The organism is Stenotrophomonas sp. SORGH_AS_0282 (genome assembly GCF_030818125.1).
Taxonomy (GTDB): domain Bacteria; phylum Pseudomonadota; class Gammaproteobacteria; order Xanthomonadales; family Xanthomonadaceae; genus Stenotrophomonas; species Stenotrophomonas rhizophila_A.
The window spans coordinates 2,269,993-2,285,188 of record NZ_JAUTAB010000001.1 but is presented as its reverse complement, the minus strand read 5'-3'; the positions used below and the strand labels follow the sequence as shown (position 1 = coordinate 2,285,188).

Sequence of the window (15,196 nt, the reverse complement as noted above, 5' to 3'; positions counted from 1 at the left end):
ACCTGCAGGGCTACGATCCTTGGTTGAACCAGAACATCGGCAAGGAATCGAACATGCGCGCATCTCCCCTTATTCTCAGCCTGGCCATCGCCACCGGCCTGGCCGCGTGCCAGCCGGCGCAGCAGGCCGACAGCGCGGCACCCGATCCCGTCGCGGCCGGCAATGAAGCTCCCCCGCCGGCGGCCGCACCGACTTCCGACGAACGCGTGTACGCCTTCCAGTGCGTCGATCTGCCGGTGCAGGCGACCTATCGCGGCCAGGATTCGGCCACGGTGGTCGTCGGCGGGCGTACTTTCGTGATGGCCTCGGACACTGCCGCCTCCGGCGCGAAGTTCAGCGACGGGCAGGGCAACGTGTTCTGGACCAAGGGCACTACCGAAGGCACCCTGATCTTGAAGGGCGAGCCGGACCGCAACTGCACCGGATCGGGCAAGGAAGGCGAGATCGCTGCCGCCGCCGCGAGCGCAGCAGCGCCGCCCGGGTTCCGTGCCACCGGCAACGAGCCGGGCTGGCTGGCCCAGGTGAGCGCAGGCGAAAAACCGGTGCTGCGCGTGGAGACCGGTTACGGCGAGCAGAAGTTTGAAGTGGTCGCGCCGACCCAGGGAAAGGATGGCTGGTCGGGAAAGGCCGCCGATGGCACCGACATCAAGGTCAGCTTCCAGCGCACGGTCTGCCATGACGACATGAGCGGGCAGGCATTCGGGGCTACCGTGATGCTCACGGTGGGCGCACGCCAGTACCACGGCTGTGGCGATTTCGCAGGGGCGCCGGCCTTGGCCGAGCGCCCCTGATTCAGCGCGCTACGTCAATCGGCGCGGCCGGCGAATTCGCCGGTCGCGGTATTGACCAGTACGCGCTCGCCGTTGGAGATGTACTCCGGCACCATGATTTCAATGCCGGTGTTGAGCTTGGCCGGCTTCGGGCGCTTGGTGGCGGTGCCGCCCTTCAGTTCCGGCGGGGTCTCGACCACTTCCAGTACCACGCTGCTCGGCAGCTGCACGGCCACCGGCTGGTCATCGATGACCTGCACGTAGATGCCGGTCAGGCCATCGGTGATGTACCCGGCGTCATCGCCGATGACATCGGCATCGAGGGTGTACGGGGTGTAATCCTCATCGTCCATGAACACGAACGCATCGCCGTCCTTGTAGGAATAGGTGGACTGGCGGCGCAGCAGTTCGACTTCCGGCAGGTTGTCGTCGGCGTCGAAGCTGGCGTCCAGCTTGTTGCCACCCGGCACGCTGTACATGATGAAACGGAAGCGGACGTTGCCGCCGCGACCCTGCGGCGAGCTGCGCTCGATGTCGCGGATCTGGTACACGCCGTTGTTGTATTCGACGACGTTGCCTTTCTTGATGTCGTTGGCTTTCATGTAATGAAGGTCGGTTCGTGGGAGGTAGTGGTGCTTGCTTACTTGGGTGCCAGGCGCACCGCACCGTCGAGGCGGATGGTCTCGCCGTTGAGGTAGGTGTTGGTCAGGATGTGGCCGACCAGGCCGGCGAAATCTTCCGGCTTGCCCAGGCGTGGCGGGAACGGGATGGAGGCGGCCAGCGATTCCTGCACGGCCGGCGGCATGCCATCGACCATCGGGGTCCAGAAAATGCCCGGGGCGATGGTCATCACGCGGATGCCGAAGCGCGACAGCTCGCGCGCCATCGGCAGGGTCATGCCGACCACGCCACCCTTCGAGGCGGCATAGGCGGCCTGGCCGATCTGGCCTTCGTAGGCGGCCACGCTGGCGGTGTTGATGATCACGCCGCGCTCGCCATCGTCGCCGGCGGCGTTGTGCTGCATGCGGTTGGCCGCGGCCTTGGCCACGTTGAAGCTGCCGACCAGGTTGACCATGACGGTGTTCTGGAAGGTGGCCAGCGGCATCGGCGCTTCCTTGCCGAGCACGCGGCCCGCGCCGAGGATGCCGGCGCAGCTGACCACGGCGTTGAGGCCGCCCAGGAAGTCGTGCGCGGCGTCGATCTGCGCGGCCACGGCGGTTTCGTCGCTGACATTGGTGCTGAAGTAGCGGGCGTTGGCAGCGCCCAGCTCGGCAACGGCGGCGGCGCCCTTGTCGTCATTGAGGTCGAACAGGGCCACCTTGGCGCCCTGGGCGACGAGGTGCTGGGCCACCGAAAGGCCGAGGCCGGAAACACCGCCGGTGACGACGGCGCGGACGGAAGACAGCTGCATTGCACGATCCCGCAGGTTCAAGAGCCGCCGATTCTAGCGGATGCCGGCCCGTTCGCCGTTGTGCAGCGCAGACGGGCGCTCAGAGGCGCGGCGGCAGGCGGCGGGCGAATTCGTCCGGGGACAGTCCGGGCGCGAACAGGAAGCCCTGGCCGACGGTGACCCCCATGCCGTGCAGGAAGCGGCGCTGCTCCTCCGATTCGATGCCTTCGGCGACCAGCCCCAGTCCCAGGCTGCGGGCGATGCCGCAAACGGCCTCACACACCGCCACGTCCGAGCGGTTGCCGGGCACGCCCTCGACGAACATCTGGCTGAGCTTGAGCCCGTGGATGGGCAGCCGGCGCAGGTAGTTGAGCGCGCTGTAGCCTTCGCCGAAATCGTCGATGGTCAGCAGCACCCCCATCTCGCGCAGCCGCGCGAAGGTCTGCAGGGTGTCGGGCGCGTCCTCGATCAATACCCGCTCGGTGAATTCCAGCTCCAGCGCGCTGCCGGGCAGGCCGTACTGGTCCAGCGCCTGGCGCACGTTGCGGGCCAGGTCCTCGCCGACGAACTGGCGGTAGGACACGTTCACCGCCACCCGCACGATGCCCAGGCCGTCGTCCTGCCACTGGCGTACCTGGCGGCAGGCCTCGTTGAGCACCCACAGCCCGATCCGCACGATGTCGCCGGTGCTTTCGGCGTGGCCGATGAAGATGTCCGGGCGCAGTTCACCCAGCTGCGAGTTGCGCCAGCGGATCAGCGCTTCGGCGGCCACCAGCTGGCCGGTATGCAGGTTCACCTGCGGCTGGTAGACCAGGTGGAACTCGTCGTCGTCCAGCGCGCGGTGCAGGCGGCTTTCGATCTGCAGGCGGTCGTGCTGGCGCTGCGCCAGCTCCGGGGAAAACACCTGCCAGCCGTTGCGGGTGCGCCGCTTGCAGTCATACATCGCAATGTCCGCGTTCTGGATCAGCTGCTGCGGGCGCAGCCCGTCCTGTGGCGCGCGGGCGATGCCGATGCTGGTGGTGACCGAGAACTCGTCGCTGCCGAACCGGAACGGGGTGGAGAAAGCGCGGGTGATCGCCTCGGCCAGGCGCTCGGGCTGGTCAGGCTGGTCGCGGGTATCGCACACCACCAGGAATTCGTCGCCGCCAAACCGCGCCACCAGCCCTTCGGTGCCGATCGCGGTGGAAATGCGCCGGGTGGCATCGATCAGCAGTTCATCACCGGCGTTGTGGCCGAGCAGGTCGTTGACGGTCTTGAAGCGGTCCAGGTCGATGTACAGCACGCCCACCTTGCAGTGGGTGGGGCTGCCCATGCGGGCGGCCAGGTCGGTGAGCACCGCATCGCGGTTCATGATGCCGGTGAGCGGGTCGGTCCGGGCCTGGATGCGCAGGGTTTCCTCGGCATGCTTGCGCGAGGTGATGTCCTGCACGGTGCCGGCGATGCGCGCGGCATTGACGTCGCCGGCCTCGGCCTCGCCGATCATGCGCACCCAGAACGAATGCCCGTCGCTGCGCTGGCCCTGCAGCTCCAGCTCGAAAGGTACCTGGCGGTCGATCACGTCCAGCAGCGCCTGCTGCAGCTGCGAGCGGTCGTCCAGGCGCAGGCAGTCCATCAGGTGCGCCATGTCCTGCAGCGGCAGCTCCTGGCCAAGAATGCGCGCGGCTTCATCGGTGAGGTACAGGCGCTGCAGGCCGCGGTCCCATTCCCAGCCGCCGATGTGGGCCAGCGACTGGGCGCGGTCGAACAGGGTGTTGTTGCGCTTGAGTTCGGTGATGTCGCTGAACAGCCCGAACACGTGATCGGGGCAGTCGCGTCCATTGCCGTACACCGGCACGTTGGTGGTGGAAATCCAGATCATCCGCCCGCGTGGGCGGTGGTACAGGCCGACAATGGTGCTGCGGACGATGCGCCCGCGCAGCAGTGCTTCTGCTGCCGGCCACTGGTCGCGGGTGAGCGGATGGCCGTGTTCGTCCACGCTGATCCAGTCGTCCGGGGCCAGCATCGCCTGCAGGCTGCCGCCATTGCCCTGCGTGCCCAGGATACGGTGCGCGGCCGGGTTGGCCGAAACCACGTGAAGGTCGCGGTCGAACAGGATCACGCCCTTGTCGATGGATTCCATCAGCAGCCGGTAGCGCGATTCGGCCTGCCAGCGGCTGCTCAGGTCGCGCGCCACCGCCACGATGCAGTGCTCGCCCTGGTGCTCGAAGCCGGCCGAATGCACTTCCACCGGGAAGCGGCTGCCGTCACCGCGCATGTTGGTGACTTCGATGACGTAGGTTTCGCCCCGGCGCAAGGCTTCCCAGACCGGATCAAGGTGATCGCTGGGCAGGTCCGGATTCAGCAGCTCGATCGGCTGGCCGATGATGTCTTCGCGGGCCCGGCCATAGGCGCGGATGCCGGCCTTGTTGAGATCCAGCACCACGCCGGATTCGCTGAGGATGCTGACCGGATCAGGCACCGCATCAAACAGTGCCGCGTAGCGGCGCAGCGCCAGCTGGCGGTCGTCCATCGCTTCCTGCAGCGCCTGCTGCACATCGCGCAGCAGGGCATGCAGGTCGTCGCCGGGCGGCTGCGCCAGCGCCTCTTCCAGGGCCGCCAGCGCGTCGACGTGCCCGGTGAGGTGATCACCGACCGCTGCATCCGTGCGCGGGCGGCGTCGGCTCATGTCGCGGCCAGGGCCCTGCCGGCCTTGCTGCCGGTTTCGCGGCCGAGCCACGCGGCCAGCCAGCGGCCGGTGGCGGCCAGCGCCGGCAGATCGATGCCGGTGCGCATGCCGATGCCATGCAGCAGGTACACGACGTCTTCGCTGGCCACGTTGCCGCTGGCACCCTTGGCATAAGGGCAGCCGCCGGCACCGGACACGGCCGAATCGACCACGCGCACGCCTTCCTCCAGGCATGCATCGATGTTGGCCAGCGCCTGGCCGTAGGTATCGTGGAAATGCACGGCCAGGGCCGGCATCGGCACTTCGCTGGCCACCGCGCGCAGCATGGCGCGGGCCTTGCGCGGCGTGCCGACGCCAATGGTGTCGCCCAGCGAAATTTCGTAACAGCCCATGTCGTGCAGCGCGCGTGCAACGCGCACCACTTCGCTGACGGCGACCTCGCCCTGGTAAGGGCACCCGAGCACGGTGGACACGTAGCCGCGCACTTTCACTCCGTCGACGCGGGCGCGCTCGAGGATCGGTGCGAAGCGCGCCAGCGATTCGTCGATGCCGGCATTGGTGTTGGTGCGGTTGAAGGTTTCCGAGGCGGCGGTGAACACCGCCACTTCCTCCACGCCCACCGCGCGGGCACGGTCGTAGCCCTGCTCGTTGGGCACCAGCACCGGGTAGGCGATACCCGGGCGGCGTTCGATGCCGGCATAGACCTCGGCGGCGTCGGCCAGCTGCGGTACCCATCGCGGGCTGACGAAACTGGTGGCTTCGATGGTGCGCAGGCCGGTCAGCGAGAGCTGGCGGATCAGCTCGATCTTGTCGGCGGTGGCCACCGGCTGGGCTTCGTTCTGCAGTCCGTCGCGCGGACCGACTTCGACGATGCGTACGAAATCATCCATGCCGATGCTCCCCATGGGAGGGAAGACGCACAGCCTGCAGTGGACGGGTGGGGGATGGAGTCACGAACGTTCCTGGCGAAGTGGAGCGACCCAGGTTTCCCTGTGGGCCATGAAAGGGGGATACGCGGGATGGGCGGCAAAGCGGCCAGCCCGCGGGTGCGTGGGCCCGGGGCCCTTCAGTCCTGGGTAACCCAATGGGGCGCGCGCTTGTCCAGGAAAGCGCCGAGACCCTCCTGGCCTTCCTCGGACACCCGCAGGCGGGCGATCAGGGCGGCATTGTCGCGGTCGGTTGCGTCGCGGTCGCGCCCAAGGCTGACCCGGCGCACCAGTTCCTTGGCCGACGACGAGGCGATCGGGCCGGCCTTGTCGAGCAGGCCCAGCTGGCGTTGAACCGCTTCGTCGATCCGTTCAGGTTCGATCAGCTGGTGGACCAGGCCGATGCGCAGGGCGGTGTCGGCGTCGAAATGCTCGCCGGTGGCGAACCAGCGCCGCGCCTGGCGCGGGCCGATCGCATCGATCACATAAGGCGAGATCACCGCCGGCAGCAGGCCCAGCCGGCTTTCGGTCAGGCCGAAGCGGGCGGTGGTGCTGGCAATGGCGATATCGCAGCAGGCCACCAGGCCGACCCCGCCGCCGAACGCCGCCCCGTGCACGCGGGCGATGGTCGGCTTGGGCAGCTCATCCAGGGTGCGCATCAGCCGGGCCAGCGCCAGCGAATCCTGCCGGTTGTCCTCCTCGCTGGCCGCAGCCATGCCGCGCATCCACTGCATGTCCGCGCCGGCCGAGAAAGAAGCCCCGGTGGCGGCCAGCACCACCGCGCGGACCTGCGCGTCGCGGCCGGCCGCTTCCAGCGCGGCGGTGAGCTGCGCGATCAGCCCGGCGTCGAAGGCGTTGTGCAGGGTAGGGCGGTTCAGCCACAGGGTCAGCACGGCCGCGCTGCGTTCAATTCGTAAAGCGTCACTCATCGGGGGCCTGCGCCTGCTCCATACATGTATGGATCATAGCGGCCCATGCGGCCCGGGCCATGACGCGGCGCGGCGATGCTAGAATTGATAACCATTCTTATCGACCGAAGGCGACCTGTGACGTTGTCCGATCTGCCGCTGCACGGCTCCGCTCTGGTGGAATCGGTGCGCGACCTCCATGCAAACGACGCCATCGCCCGCCGGCTCAGGGAACTGGGCTTCGTCAAGGGTGAAGATGTGCGTCTGGTAGCCCGTGGTCCCATCGGCGGCGAACCGCTGCTGGTGCAGGTCGGGTTCACCCGTTTCGCCCTGCGGATTTCCGAAGCCAGGCGCATCGACATCACTGCCGTTGCAGATGGAGCGGCCGCATGAACGCCGCCACCCTGCGCATTGCCCTGGTCGGCAACCCCAACAGCGGCAAGACCGCGCTGTTCAACCAGCTCACCGGCAGCCGCCAGAAGGTCGCCAACTACACCGGCGTGACCGTGGAGCGCAAGGAAGGCCGCCTGCGCGCGCCATCTGGCCGTGAATTCGCCGTGCTCGACCTGCCGGGCGCCTACAGCCTGCAGCCGGCCAGCCTGGACGAAGCAATCACCCGCGACCTGTGCCGGGGTTTCTACCCGGGCGAGGCCGCCCCCGACGTGCTGCTGTGCGTGATCGACGCCACCAACCTGCGCCTGCACCTGCGCTTCGCGCTGGAACTGCGCGAGCTGGGCAAGCCGATGATCGTGGCGCTGAACATGGTGGATGCGGCCGAGCGCCGTGGCATCAGGATCGACGTGCCGGCGCTGGAGCAGGCCCTGGGCGTGCCCGTGGTGGAAACCGTGGCCGTGCGCCGCAACGGCGCCCAGGCGCTGGTCGAACGCCTGGATGCGATGGTGCCGCACCTGGATGCCCCGCTGGTGGCGGCGGTCGCCGGGGAAACGGATTACCACGCCCAGGTGCGCGGCATCCTCGCCGCCGCGGTCAGCATGCCCACCCGCACTGCGAAGATCGACGACGCACTGGACCGCTGGCTGCTGCACCCGGTGTTCGGGTTGATGACCCTGATCGTGGTGATGTTCCTGATCTTCCAGGCGGTATTCGCCTGGGCCACGCCGATGATGGACGGCATCGAGGCCGGCTTCGGCTGGCTGGGCGAGGTGGTGGGCGCCAACCTTCCGCCCGGCCCGCTGACCAGCCTGCTCACCGACGGCATCATCGCCGGCGTGGGCGGGGTGGTGGTGTTCCTGCCGCAGATCCTGATCCTGTTCGCCTTCATCCTGGCCTTGGAAGAGTCGGGCTACCTCCCGCGTGCCGCGTTCCTGCTCGACCGCATGATGGCCTCGGCCGGCCTGTCCGGCCGTTCGTTCATCCCGCTGCTCTCCAGCTTCGCCTGCGCGGTGCCCGGCATCATGGCCACCCGCAGCATCCAGGACCCGCGTGACCGCCTCGCCACCATTCTGGTCGCCCCGCTGATGACCTGCTCGGCACGCCTGCCGGTGTACGCCCTGCTGATCGGCGCGTTCATCCCGCAGAAGACCCTGTGGGGCTTCGTCAGCCAGCAGGGCCTGATCCTGTTCGCCCTGTATGCGGCCGGCATCTTCAGCGCACTGGCGATGTCGTGGGTGATGAAGAAGTGGCGCCGCGACAAGAGCGAACACCCGCTGATGCTCGAACTGCCGTCCTACCGCATTCCGCACCCGCGCGACCTGGCCGTGGGCCTGTACGAGCGCGGCATGATCTTCCTCAAGCGCGTGGGCGGCATCATCCTCTCGCTGACCATCCTGCTGTGGGTGCTGCTGTCGTTCCCGGGTGCCCCCGAAAACGCGACCATGCCGGCCATCGATTACAGCTTCGCTGGCCAGATCGGCCATGCCATGGCCGTGTTCTTCGCCCCGCTGGGCTTCAACTGGCAGATCTGCATCGCACTGATCCCCGGCATGGGTGCCCGCGAAGTGGCTGTGTCCTCGCTCGCCACCATCTACGCCCTGTCCGCCGCCGACGATGACGCCGCCATCCAGGCCCTGACCCCGGTGGTCGCCAACGGCTGGTCGCTGGCCACCGGCCTGTCCCTGCTGGTGTGGTTCATCTACGCCCCGATGTGCATCTCCACCCTGGCCACCATCAAGCGCGAAACCAACTCCTGGAAGCAGGTCGGCTTTGCCACCTTCTACCTGTTCGCGGCCGCCTACGTCGCCGCGCTGGTCACCTACCAGGTGACCGTGGCCCTGGGCGGCGGCTGATGAGCACCGGCCTGCTCCTGCAGTACATCGTGGTCGCGCTGATCGTCCTGATCAGCGCCTGGGTAGTGCTGAAGAAGCAGTTCCCCGGCACCGTGCGCAAAGCGCGCGGCGCGATAGCGCTCGGGCTGATCAAACCCCAGCGCGCCACCTGGCTGCAGGCACTGGGCCGCCGCATAGCACCGCCGGCCACCGGCAGTGGCGGCGCCTGTGGTGGTTGCGACAGCTGCGGCCCCACTCAGCCCAAGCAACATTGATCGAGTAAAGCTCCAAGCTCTTGTTCTCCGTCACCGACAATCTGTAGAGGGCGGGCCTGCCCCCGACCCGCCCTGCCAGACGGCAACGCAGAGCCGACGCTTTTGATGTTGGCGTTGACGTTGGCGATTGCCCAATCCAAACCCATTCGCTAGCCTGCGGGCATGACTACTCCTCCCATTCGTTTGCTCATCCACGGTGCGTCCGGCCGCATGGGCCAGGCCCTGCTGCGCCTGGCTGCCGAACGCGACGACCTGCAGGTCGTTGCCGCCGTCACCCGCCGCTCGCCCGCCCAGCGCGTGGTCGACGGCGTCCCGCATTTCGCCGCCAGTGAACTCCACGGCGCGCCCCAGTTCGATGTCGCCATCGACTTCAGCCTGCCTGAAGGCTTTGATCCCGTGCTGGCCTTGTGTGTCGAGCGGGGCGCAGGCCTCGTTTCCGGCACCACCGGCATCAGCGAAACCCAGCGCCAGGCCCTGATCCAGGCCGCAACCCGGATCCCGCTCGTGTGGGCCTCCAACTTCAGCCTCGGCGTGGCCGTGCTCGATGAACTGGTCGAACGTGCCGCCGCCGCCCTGGCCGGCTGGGACTGCGACATCGTCGAATCCCACCACGTCCACAAACAAGACGCCCCCTCCGGCACCGCACTCACCCTCGGCGCCGCCGCCCAGAAGGGCGGCGCCCAGCCGCACTACGCCAGCCTGCGCGCTGGCGACATCGTCGGCGAACACCTCGTCCAGTTCACCGGCCTCGGCGAGCGCATCGAACTGACCCACCGCGCCACCAACCGCGACATCTTCGCCCGTGGCGCCCTGTTCGCCGCCGTGCAGCTGAACGGGCGCGCCCCCGCCAGCTACCGCGTGCGCGACCTGCTCGCCGCCAGCGCAACCTGAACGCGTACACCGGCCACGCCTGAACCCCAGGGTGGCCGGACGCTCCCGTACGCTGCCCATTGCAAGCAAACGCTGGCGTTGGAGGGGGGTTGCCTTTACAATTCCCGCTCGCCGAATCACGACAGCCGGACCGGTCCCGCACCGCAGTCCGCGCTTTTTTGCAACCGCTTTTCCGTGAAGCGTGGCGTGACTTCGGTGACCCCTCGGTAGCCAAAGTGAGATTCCCGTGACCCAAGCCGCAATCCTCGTCCTCGAAGACGGCACCGTATTCGAGGGCGAATCCGTAGGCGCGCCCGGCCTGTCCGTCGGTGAGGTGGTGTTCAACACCGCCATGACCGGTTACCAGGAAGTGCTGACTGATCCCTCCTACGCCCGGCAGATGGTCACGCTGACCTACCCGCATATCGGCAATACCGGCCTTACCGACCAGGACGACGAAGCCCGCAAAGTGTGGTCGGCGGGCCTGATCGTGCGCGACGTGCCGCGCCGTCCCAGCAACTGGCGCAGCCAGGTCTCACTGCAGGACTGGCTGCTGCAGCGTGGCGTGGTCGCCATTTCCGGCATCGACACCCGCAAGCTCACCCGCATCCTGCGCGAGCGCGGCGCGCAGAACGGCGCGCTGATGGCCGGTGACGACATCAACGTCGACATCGCCCTGGAAGCGGCACGCAAGTTCCCCGGCCTGAAGGGCATGGACCTGGCCAAGGTGACCAGCACCGACAAGGCCTACAGCTGGAACGAGGGCCAGCTCGACCTGGATTCCAACACGTTCGTCAGCGCCGCCCCGCAGTACAAGGTGGTGGCCTATGATTTCGGCGCCAAGCTCAACATCCTGCGCATGCTCGCCGAGCGCGGCTGCGACATCACCGTGGTGCCGGCCCAGACCCCGGCCGCCGAAGTGCTGGCGATGAACCCCGATGGCGTGTTCCTGTCCAACGGCCCGGGCGACCCGGAACCGTGCGACTACGCCATTGAAGCGATCAAGGTGTTCCTGGACAGGAAGGTGCCGGTGTTCGGCATCTGCCTGGGCCACCAGCTGCTGGCGCTGGCCTCCGGCGCCAAGACCGTCAAGATGGGCCACGGCCACCACGGTGCCAACCACCCGGTGCAGGACCTGGACGACGGCCGCGTGATGATCACCTCGCAGAACCACGGCTTCGCGGTGGATGAATCCACGCTGCCGGCCACCCTGCGCGTGACCCACCGCTCGCTGTTCGACGGCACCAACCAGGGCATCGCCCGCACCGACGTGCCGGCGTTCTCCTTCCAGGGCCACCCCGAAGCCTCGCCGGGCCCACACGACGTCAGCCCGCTGTTCGACCGCTTCATCACCCTGATGGCGCAGGCCAAGGCCTGATTCGAGACGCCGCTGCCTTCGGCGCGGCGCTGCGACCCCTGACACGCTGTACTGACTTAGAGAAGACAATGCCCAAGCGCACTGACCTAAAGACCATCCTCATCATCGGTGCCGGCCCGATCGTCATCGGCCAGGCCTGTGAGTTCGATTACTCCGGCGCCCAGGCCTGCAAGGCCCTGCGTGACGAGGGGTACCGCGTGGTGCTGGTCAACAGCAATCCGGCCACCATCATGACCGACCCGGAGATGGCCGACGCCGTCTACATCGAGCCGATCAACTGGCAGACGGTCGAAAAGATCATCGCCAAGGAAAGGCCCGACGCACTGCTGCCGACCATGGGTGGGCAGACCGCGCTGAACTGCGCGCTGGACCTGGCCGACAACGGCGTGCTGGAGAAGTACAACGTCGAACTGATCGGCGCCAAGCGCGAAGCGATCCGCATGGCCGAAGACCGCGAGCTGTTCCGCGTGGCCATGGGCGAGATCGGCCTGGAGTGCCCGAGCGCGGCCGTGGCCCACACGCTTGAAGAAGCCATCGACATCCAGACCCGCGTCGGCTACCCGACCATCATCCGCCCCAGCTTCACCCTGGGCGGCAGCGGTGGCGGCATCGCCTACAACCGCGAAGAGCTGGTCGATATCGTGACCCGCGGCCTGGAACTGTCGCCGACCACCGAAGTGCTGGTGGAAGAATCGGTGCTGGGCTGGAAGGAATTCGAGATGGAGGTGGTGCGCGACACCGCCGACAACTGCATCATCGTCTGCTCCATCGAAAACCTGGACCCGATGGGCGTGCACACCGGTGACTCGATCACCGTCGCCCCGGCCCAGACCCTCACCGACAAGGAGTACCAGCGCCTGCGCGATGCCTCCATCGCCGTGCTGCGCAAGATCGGCGTGGATACCGGCGGTTCGAACGTGCAGTTCGGCATCAGCCCGACCACCGGCCGCGTCGTTGTCATCGAAATGAACCCGCGCGTGTCGCGTTCGTCGGCGCTGGCCTCCAAGGCCACCGGCTTCCCGATCGCCAAGGTCGCCGCCAAGCTGGCGGTCGGTTACACCCTGGACGAATTGAAGAACGAAATCACCGGCGGCCTGACCCCGGCCTCGTTCGAACCGTCGATCGATTACGTCGTCACCAAGATCCCGCGCTTCGCCTTCGAGAAGTTCCCGGCTGCCGATGCCCGCCTGACCACCCAGATGAAGTCGGTGGGCGAGGTGATGGCGATGGGCCGCACCTTCCAGGAATCGCTGCAGAAGGCCCTGCGTGGCCTGGAAACCGGCAAGATCGGCCTCGACCCGACCGGCCTGGACCTGGCCAACGAAGACGACATCACCACCCTGAAGCGTGAACTCAAGGCCCCGGGCCCCGAGCGCCTGTTCTTCGTGGGTGATGCATTCCGCGCCGGCTTCAGCGTGGAAGACGTGTTCGCGCTGTCGCACATCGACCCGTGGTTCCTGGACCAGATCGAAGAGATCATCCAGGCCGAAACCCAGCTGGCTGCCGATGGCCTGGACGCGCTCGATGCCGCCCGCCTGCGCAAGCTCAAGCGCGCCGGTTTCTCCGATGCGCGCCTGGCCGAGCTGACCGGCACCAATGAAGCGGGCGTGCGCGCACTGCGCCGTGCGCTCAAGGTGCGCCCGGTGTACAAGCGCGTGGATTCCTGCGCCGCCGAGTTTTCCACCAGCACCGCCTACCTGTATTCGACCTACGAGGACGAGTGCGAAGCGGCGCCGAGCAACCGCGACAAGATCATGATCCTGGGCGGCGGTCCGAACCGCATCGGCCAGGGCATCGAGTTCGACTACTGCTGCGTGCACGCGGCACTGGCTCTGCGCGATGACGGTTACGAAACCATCATGGTCAACTGCAACCCGGAAACCGTCTCGACCGACTATGACACCTCCGACCGCCTGTACTTCGAGCCGCTGACGCTGGAAGACGTGCTGGAAATCGTCGAGCTGGAACAGCCCAAGGGCGTGATCGTGCAGTACGGCGGCCAGACCCCGCTGAAGCTGGCGCGCGCGCTGGAAGCCAATGGCGTGCCGGTGATCGGCACCTCGCCCGATTCCATCGACCTGGCCGAAGACCGCGAACGCTTCCAGCAGCTGGTGGACAAGCTGGGCCTGAAGCAGCCGCCGAACCGCATCGCCCGCAACGACCAGGAAGCCCTGCTGCTGGCCCGCGAGATCGGCTACCCGCTGGTGGTGCGCCCGAGCTACGTGCTGGGCGGCCGTGCGATGGAAATCGTCTACGGTGAGTCCGACCTGGCGCGTTACGTGCGCGATGCGGTCAAGGTTTCCAACGATTCGCCGGTGCTGCTGGACCGCTTCCTGGACAACGCCGTGGAAGTGGACGTGGACATCATTGCCGACAAGGACGGCAACGTGCTGATCGGCGGCGTGATGGAGCACATCGAAGAAGCCGGCGTGCATTCGGGCGATTCGTCCTGCTCGCTGCCGCCGTACTCGCTGTCGGCCGAGACCCAGGCCGAGCTGCGCCGCCAGGTGGTGGAGCTGGCCAAGGCCCTGAACGTGGTCGGCCTGATGAACACCCAGTTCGCGATCCAGGCCGGCGACAACGGCGAGGACATCGTGTACCTGCTGGAAGTGAACCCGCGTGCCTCGCGCACCGTGCCGTTCGTGTCCAAGGCCACCGGCATGCCGCTGGCCAAGATCGCCGCGCGCTGCATGGCCGGCAAGACCCTGGCCGAGCAGGGCGCGACCAAGGAAATCGTGCCGGACTACTACTCGGTCAAGGAAGCGATCTTCCCGTTCGCCAAGTTCCAGGGCGTCGATCCGATCCTCGGGCCGGAAATGCGTTCCACCGGTGAGGTGATGGGCGTGGGCCGCAGCTTCAGCGCCGCCTTCGCACGTGCGCAGGAGGCCGGCGGCATCAAGGCCCCGCCGCTGGGCAAGGCCTTCGTGTCGGTCCGCGACCCGGACAAGAAGCGCGTGCTGCCGGTCGCACAGGCACTGCTTGAGCGCGGTTACAGCCTGGTCGCCACACGCGGCACCGCGGCGTGGCTGCAGGAGCACGGCATGCAGTGCGAGATCGTCAACAAGGTCGTTGAAGGCCGCCCGCACATCGTCGATTCGATCAAGAACGGCGAGATCGTGTATATCGTCAACACGACCGAAGGGCGTGCGGCGATCAACGACTCGTTCTCGATCCGTCGCGAGGCGCTGCAGCACCGCGTCACCTATTCGACCACCATTGCCGGCGCCAAGGCGCTGGTGCAATCACTGGAATTCCGCGGTACCGGCCCGGTCTGGTCGCTGCAGGAGCTGCACAAGGAGTTGAACGCATGAGAGCACCGATTACCCTGAAGGGCGCGCAGCGTCTGCGCGAAGAGCTTGACCAGCTGAAGTCGGTCAAGCGCCCCAAGGTCATCGCGGCCATTGCCGAGGCACGTGAGCACGGCGATCTCAAGGAGAACGCCGAGTACCACGCCGCGCGCGAAGAGCAGGGCTTCATCGAAGGCCGCATCAAGCAGCTGGAAGGCGAGCTTTCGCATGCCGAGATCATCGACATCACCAAGCTCAATGCCGGCAGCAAGGTCGTGTTCGGCGCTACCGTCAAGCTGGCCGATGTGGAAAGCGATGAAGAGAAGCGCTACCAGATCGTGGGCGACTTGGAGGCCGACATCAAACTCGGCCTGATCGCGATCTCCTCGCCGGTGGCGCGTGCCATGATCGGCAAGAACGAGGGCGACAGCATCGTGATCGACGCCCCGGCCGGGCAACGCGAGTACGAAATCGTCAGCGTCGAGTACCTGGACTGACCTGA

General features: G+C 67.2%; 13 protein-coding genes. 8 read left to right on the top strand and 5 right to left on the bottom strand.

What is annotated here, in order from left to right:
• Nucleotides 1-53: 53 nt before the first annotated feature.
• Nucleotides 54-791 carry an MliC family protein gene (locus tag QE395_RS10125; RefSeq protein ID WP_306988867.1) on the top strand — a complete coding sequence of 246 codons (738 nt, stop codon included), beginning with the start codon at nt 54-56 and terminating at the stop codon, nt 789-791.
• Between the two features lie 14 nt (nt 792-805).
• On the opposite strand, the gene yeiP is transcribed toward QE395_RS10125, so the two are convergent.
• The 5 genes from yeiP to QE395_RS10100 all read right to left on the bottom strand — a co-directional run bounded on the left by yeiP (nt 806) and on the right by QE395_RS10100 (nt 6,680).
• Nucleotides 806-1,372 carry an elongation factor P-like protein YeiP gene (gene yeiP / locus QE395_RS10120; RefSeq protein ID WP_068851495.1) on the bottom strand — a complete coding sequence of 189 codons (567 nt, stop codon included), beginning with the start codon at nt 1,370-1,372 and terminating at the stop codon, nt 806-808.
• Nucleotides 1,373-1,410: 38 nt separating this feature from the next.
• Nucleotides 1,411-2,181, bottom strand: coding sequence for an SDR family NAD(P)-dependent oxidoreductase (locus tag QE395_RS10115; protein WP_095363843.1), 771 nt, complete (start codon nt 2,179-2,181; stop codon nt 1,411-1,413).
• Between the two features lie 79 nt (nt 2,182-2,260).
• Nucleotides 2,261-4,825, bottom strand: a complete 2,565-nt coding sequence (locus QE395_RS10110; protein WP_306988865.1) for an EAL domain-containing protein — start codon at nt 4,823-4,825, stop codon at nt 2,261-2,263.
• Nucleotides 4,822-5,715 carry a hydroxymethylglutaryl-CoA lyase gene (locus QE395_RS10105; protein WP_306988863.1) on the bottom strand — a complete coding sequence of 298 codons (894 nt, stop codon included), beginning with the start codon at nt 5,713-5,715 and terminating at the stop codon, nt 4,822-4,824. Before QE395_RS10105 ends, QE395_RS10110 begins: the two co-directional genes overlap by 4 nt.
• A gap of 176 nt (nt 5,716-5,891) precedes the next feature.
• A complete protein-coding gene (locus tag QE395_RS10100) occupies nt 5,892-6,680 on the bottom strand; it encodes an enoyl-CoA hydratase-related protein (RefSeq protein WP_068851504.1) in 789 nt (262 codons plus the stop codon).
• Nucleotides 6,681-6,797: 117 nt separating this feature from the next.
• Between QE395_RS10100 and QE395_RS10095 the strand changes: the two genes are divergently transcribed.
• The 7 genes from QE395_RS10095 (at nt 6,798) to greA (ending at nt 15,191) form a co-directional block, all read left to right on the top strand.
• Complete coding sequence (locus QE395_RS10095) at nt 6,798-7,052, top strand: FeoA family protein (RefSeq protein WP_068851506.1); 255 nt, start codon at nt 6,798-6,800, stop codon at nt 7,050-7,052.
• A complete protein-coding gene (locus QE395_RS10090) occupies nt 7,049-8,905 on the top strand; it encodes a ferrous iron transporter B (protein WP_306988860.1) in 1,857 nt (618 codons plus the stop codon). Before QE395_RS10095 ends, QE395_RS10090 begins: the two co-directional genes overlap by 4 nt.
• Nucleotides 8,905-9,159, top strand: a complete 255-nt coding sequence (locus tag QE395_RS10085) for a DUF6587 family protein (RefSeq protein ID WP_249834213.1) — start codon at nt 8,905-8,907, stop codon at nt 9,157-9,159. The genes QE395_RS10090 and QE395_RS10085 overlap by 1 nt, the downstream gene beginning before the upstream one ends.
• Before the next feature lie 162 nt (nt 9,160-9,321).
• Nucleotides 9,322-10,050, top strand: a complete 729-nt coding sequence (gene dapB / locus QE395_RS10080) for a 4-hydroxy-tetrahydrodipicolinate reductase (RefSeq protein WP_283938978.1) — start codon at nt 9,322-9,324, stop codon at nt 10,048-10,050.
• Between the two features lie 226 nt (nt 10,051-10,276).
• On the top strand, nt 10,277-11,407 hold the full coding sequence (gene carA, locus QE395_RS10075) for a glutamine-hydrolyzing carbamoyl-phosphate synthase small subunit (RefSeq protein WP_249834214.1): 1,131 nt from the start codon (nt 10,277-10,279) through the stop codon (nt 11,405-11,407).
• A 68-nt stretch (nt 11,408-11,475) separates the two neighbouring features.
• Nucleotides 11,476-14,718 carry a carbamoyl-phosphate synthase large subunit gene (gene carB, locus QE395_RS10070; protein WP_249834215.1) on the top strand — a complete coding sequence of 1,081 codons (3,243 nt, stop codon included), beginning with the start codon at nt 11,476-11,478 and terminating at the stop codon, nt 14,716-14,718.
• The gene (gene greA, locus QE395_RS10065; protein WP_068851523.1) at nt 14,715-15,191 is read left to right on the top strand and encodes a transcription elongation factor GreA; all 477 of its coding nucleotides are present in this window, start codon (nt 14,715-14,717) and stop codon (nt 15,189-15,191) included. The genes carB and greA overlap by 4 nt, the downstream gene beginning before the upstream one ends.
• Nucleotides 15,192-15,196 lie beyond the last annotated feature (5 nt).

Coding starts and splice junctions, on each gene's coding strand:
- QE395_RS10125 (WP_306988867.1), top strand. CDS start 54: ATGCGCGCATCTCCCCTTATTCTCAGCCTGGCCATCGCCACCGGCCTG.
- yeiP (WP_068851495.1), bottom strand. CDS start 1,372: ATGAAAGCCAACGACATCAAGAAAGGCAACGTCGTCGAATACAACAAC.
- QE395_RS10115 (WP_095363843.1), bottom strand. CDS start 2,181: ATGCAGCTGTCTTCCGTCCGCGCCGTCGTCACCGGCGGTGTTTCCGGC.
- QE395_RS10110 (WP_306988865.1), bottom strand. CDS start 4,825: ATGAGCCGACGCCGCCCGCGCACGGATGCAGCGGTCGGTGATCACCTC.
- QE395_RS10105 (WP_306988863.1), bottom strand. CDS start 5,715: ATGGATGATTTCGTACGCATCGTCGAAGTCGGTCCGCGCGACGGACTG.
- QE395_RS10100 (WP_068851504.1), bottom strand. CDS start 6,680: ATGAGTGACGCTTTACGAATTGAACGCAGCGCGGCCGTGCTGACCCTG.
- QE395_RS10090 (WP_306988860.1), top strand. CDS start 7,049: ATGAACGCCGCCACCCTGCGCATTGCCCTGGTCGGCAACCCCAACAGC.
- QE395_RS10085 (WP_249834213.1), top strand. CDS start 8,905: ATGAGCACCGGCCTGCTCCTGCAGTACATCGTGGTCGCGCTGATCGTC.
- dapB (WP_283938978.1), top strand. CDS start 9,322: ATGACTACTCCTCCCATTCGTTTGCTCATCCACGGTGCGTCCGGCCGC.
- carB (WP_249834215.1), top strand. CDS start 11,476: ATGCCCAAGCGCACTGACCTAAAGACCATCCTCATCATCGGTGCCGGC.
- greA (WP_068851523.1), top strand. CDS start 14,715: ATGAGAGCACCGATTACCCTGAAGGGCGCGCAGCGTCTGCGCGAAGAG.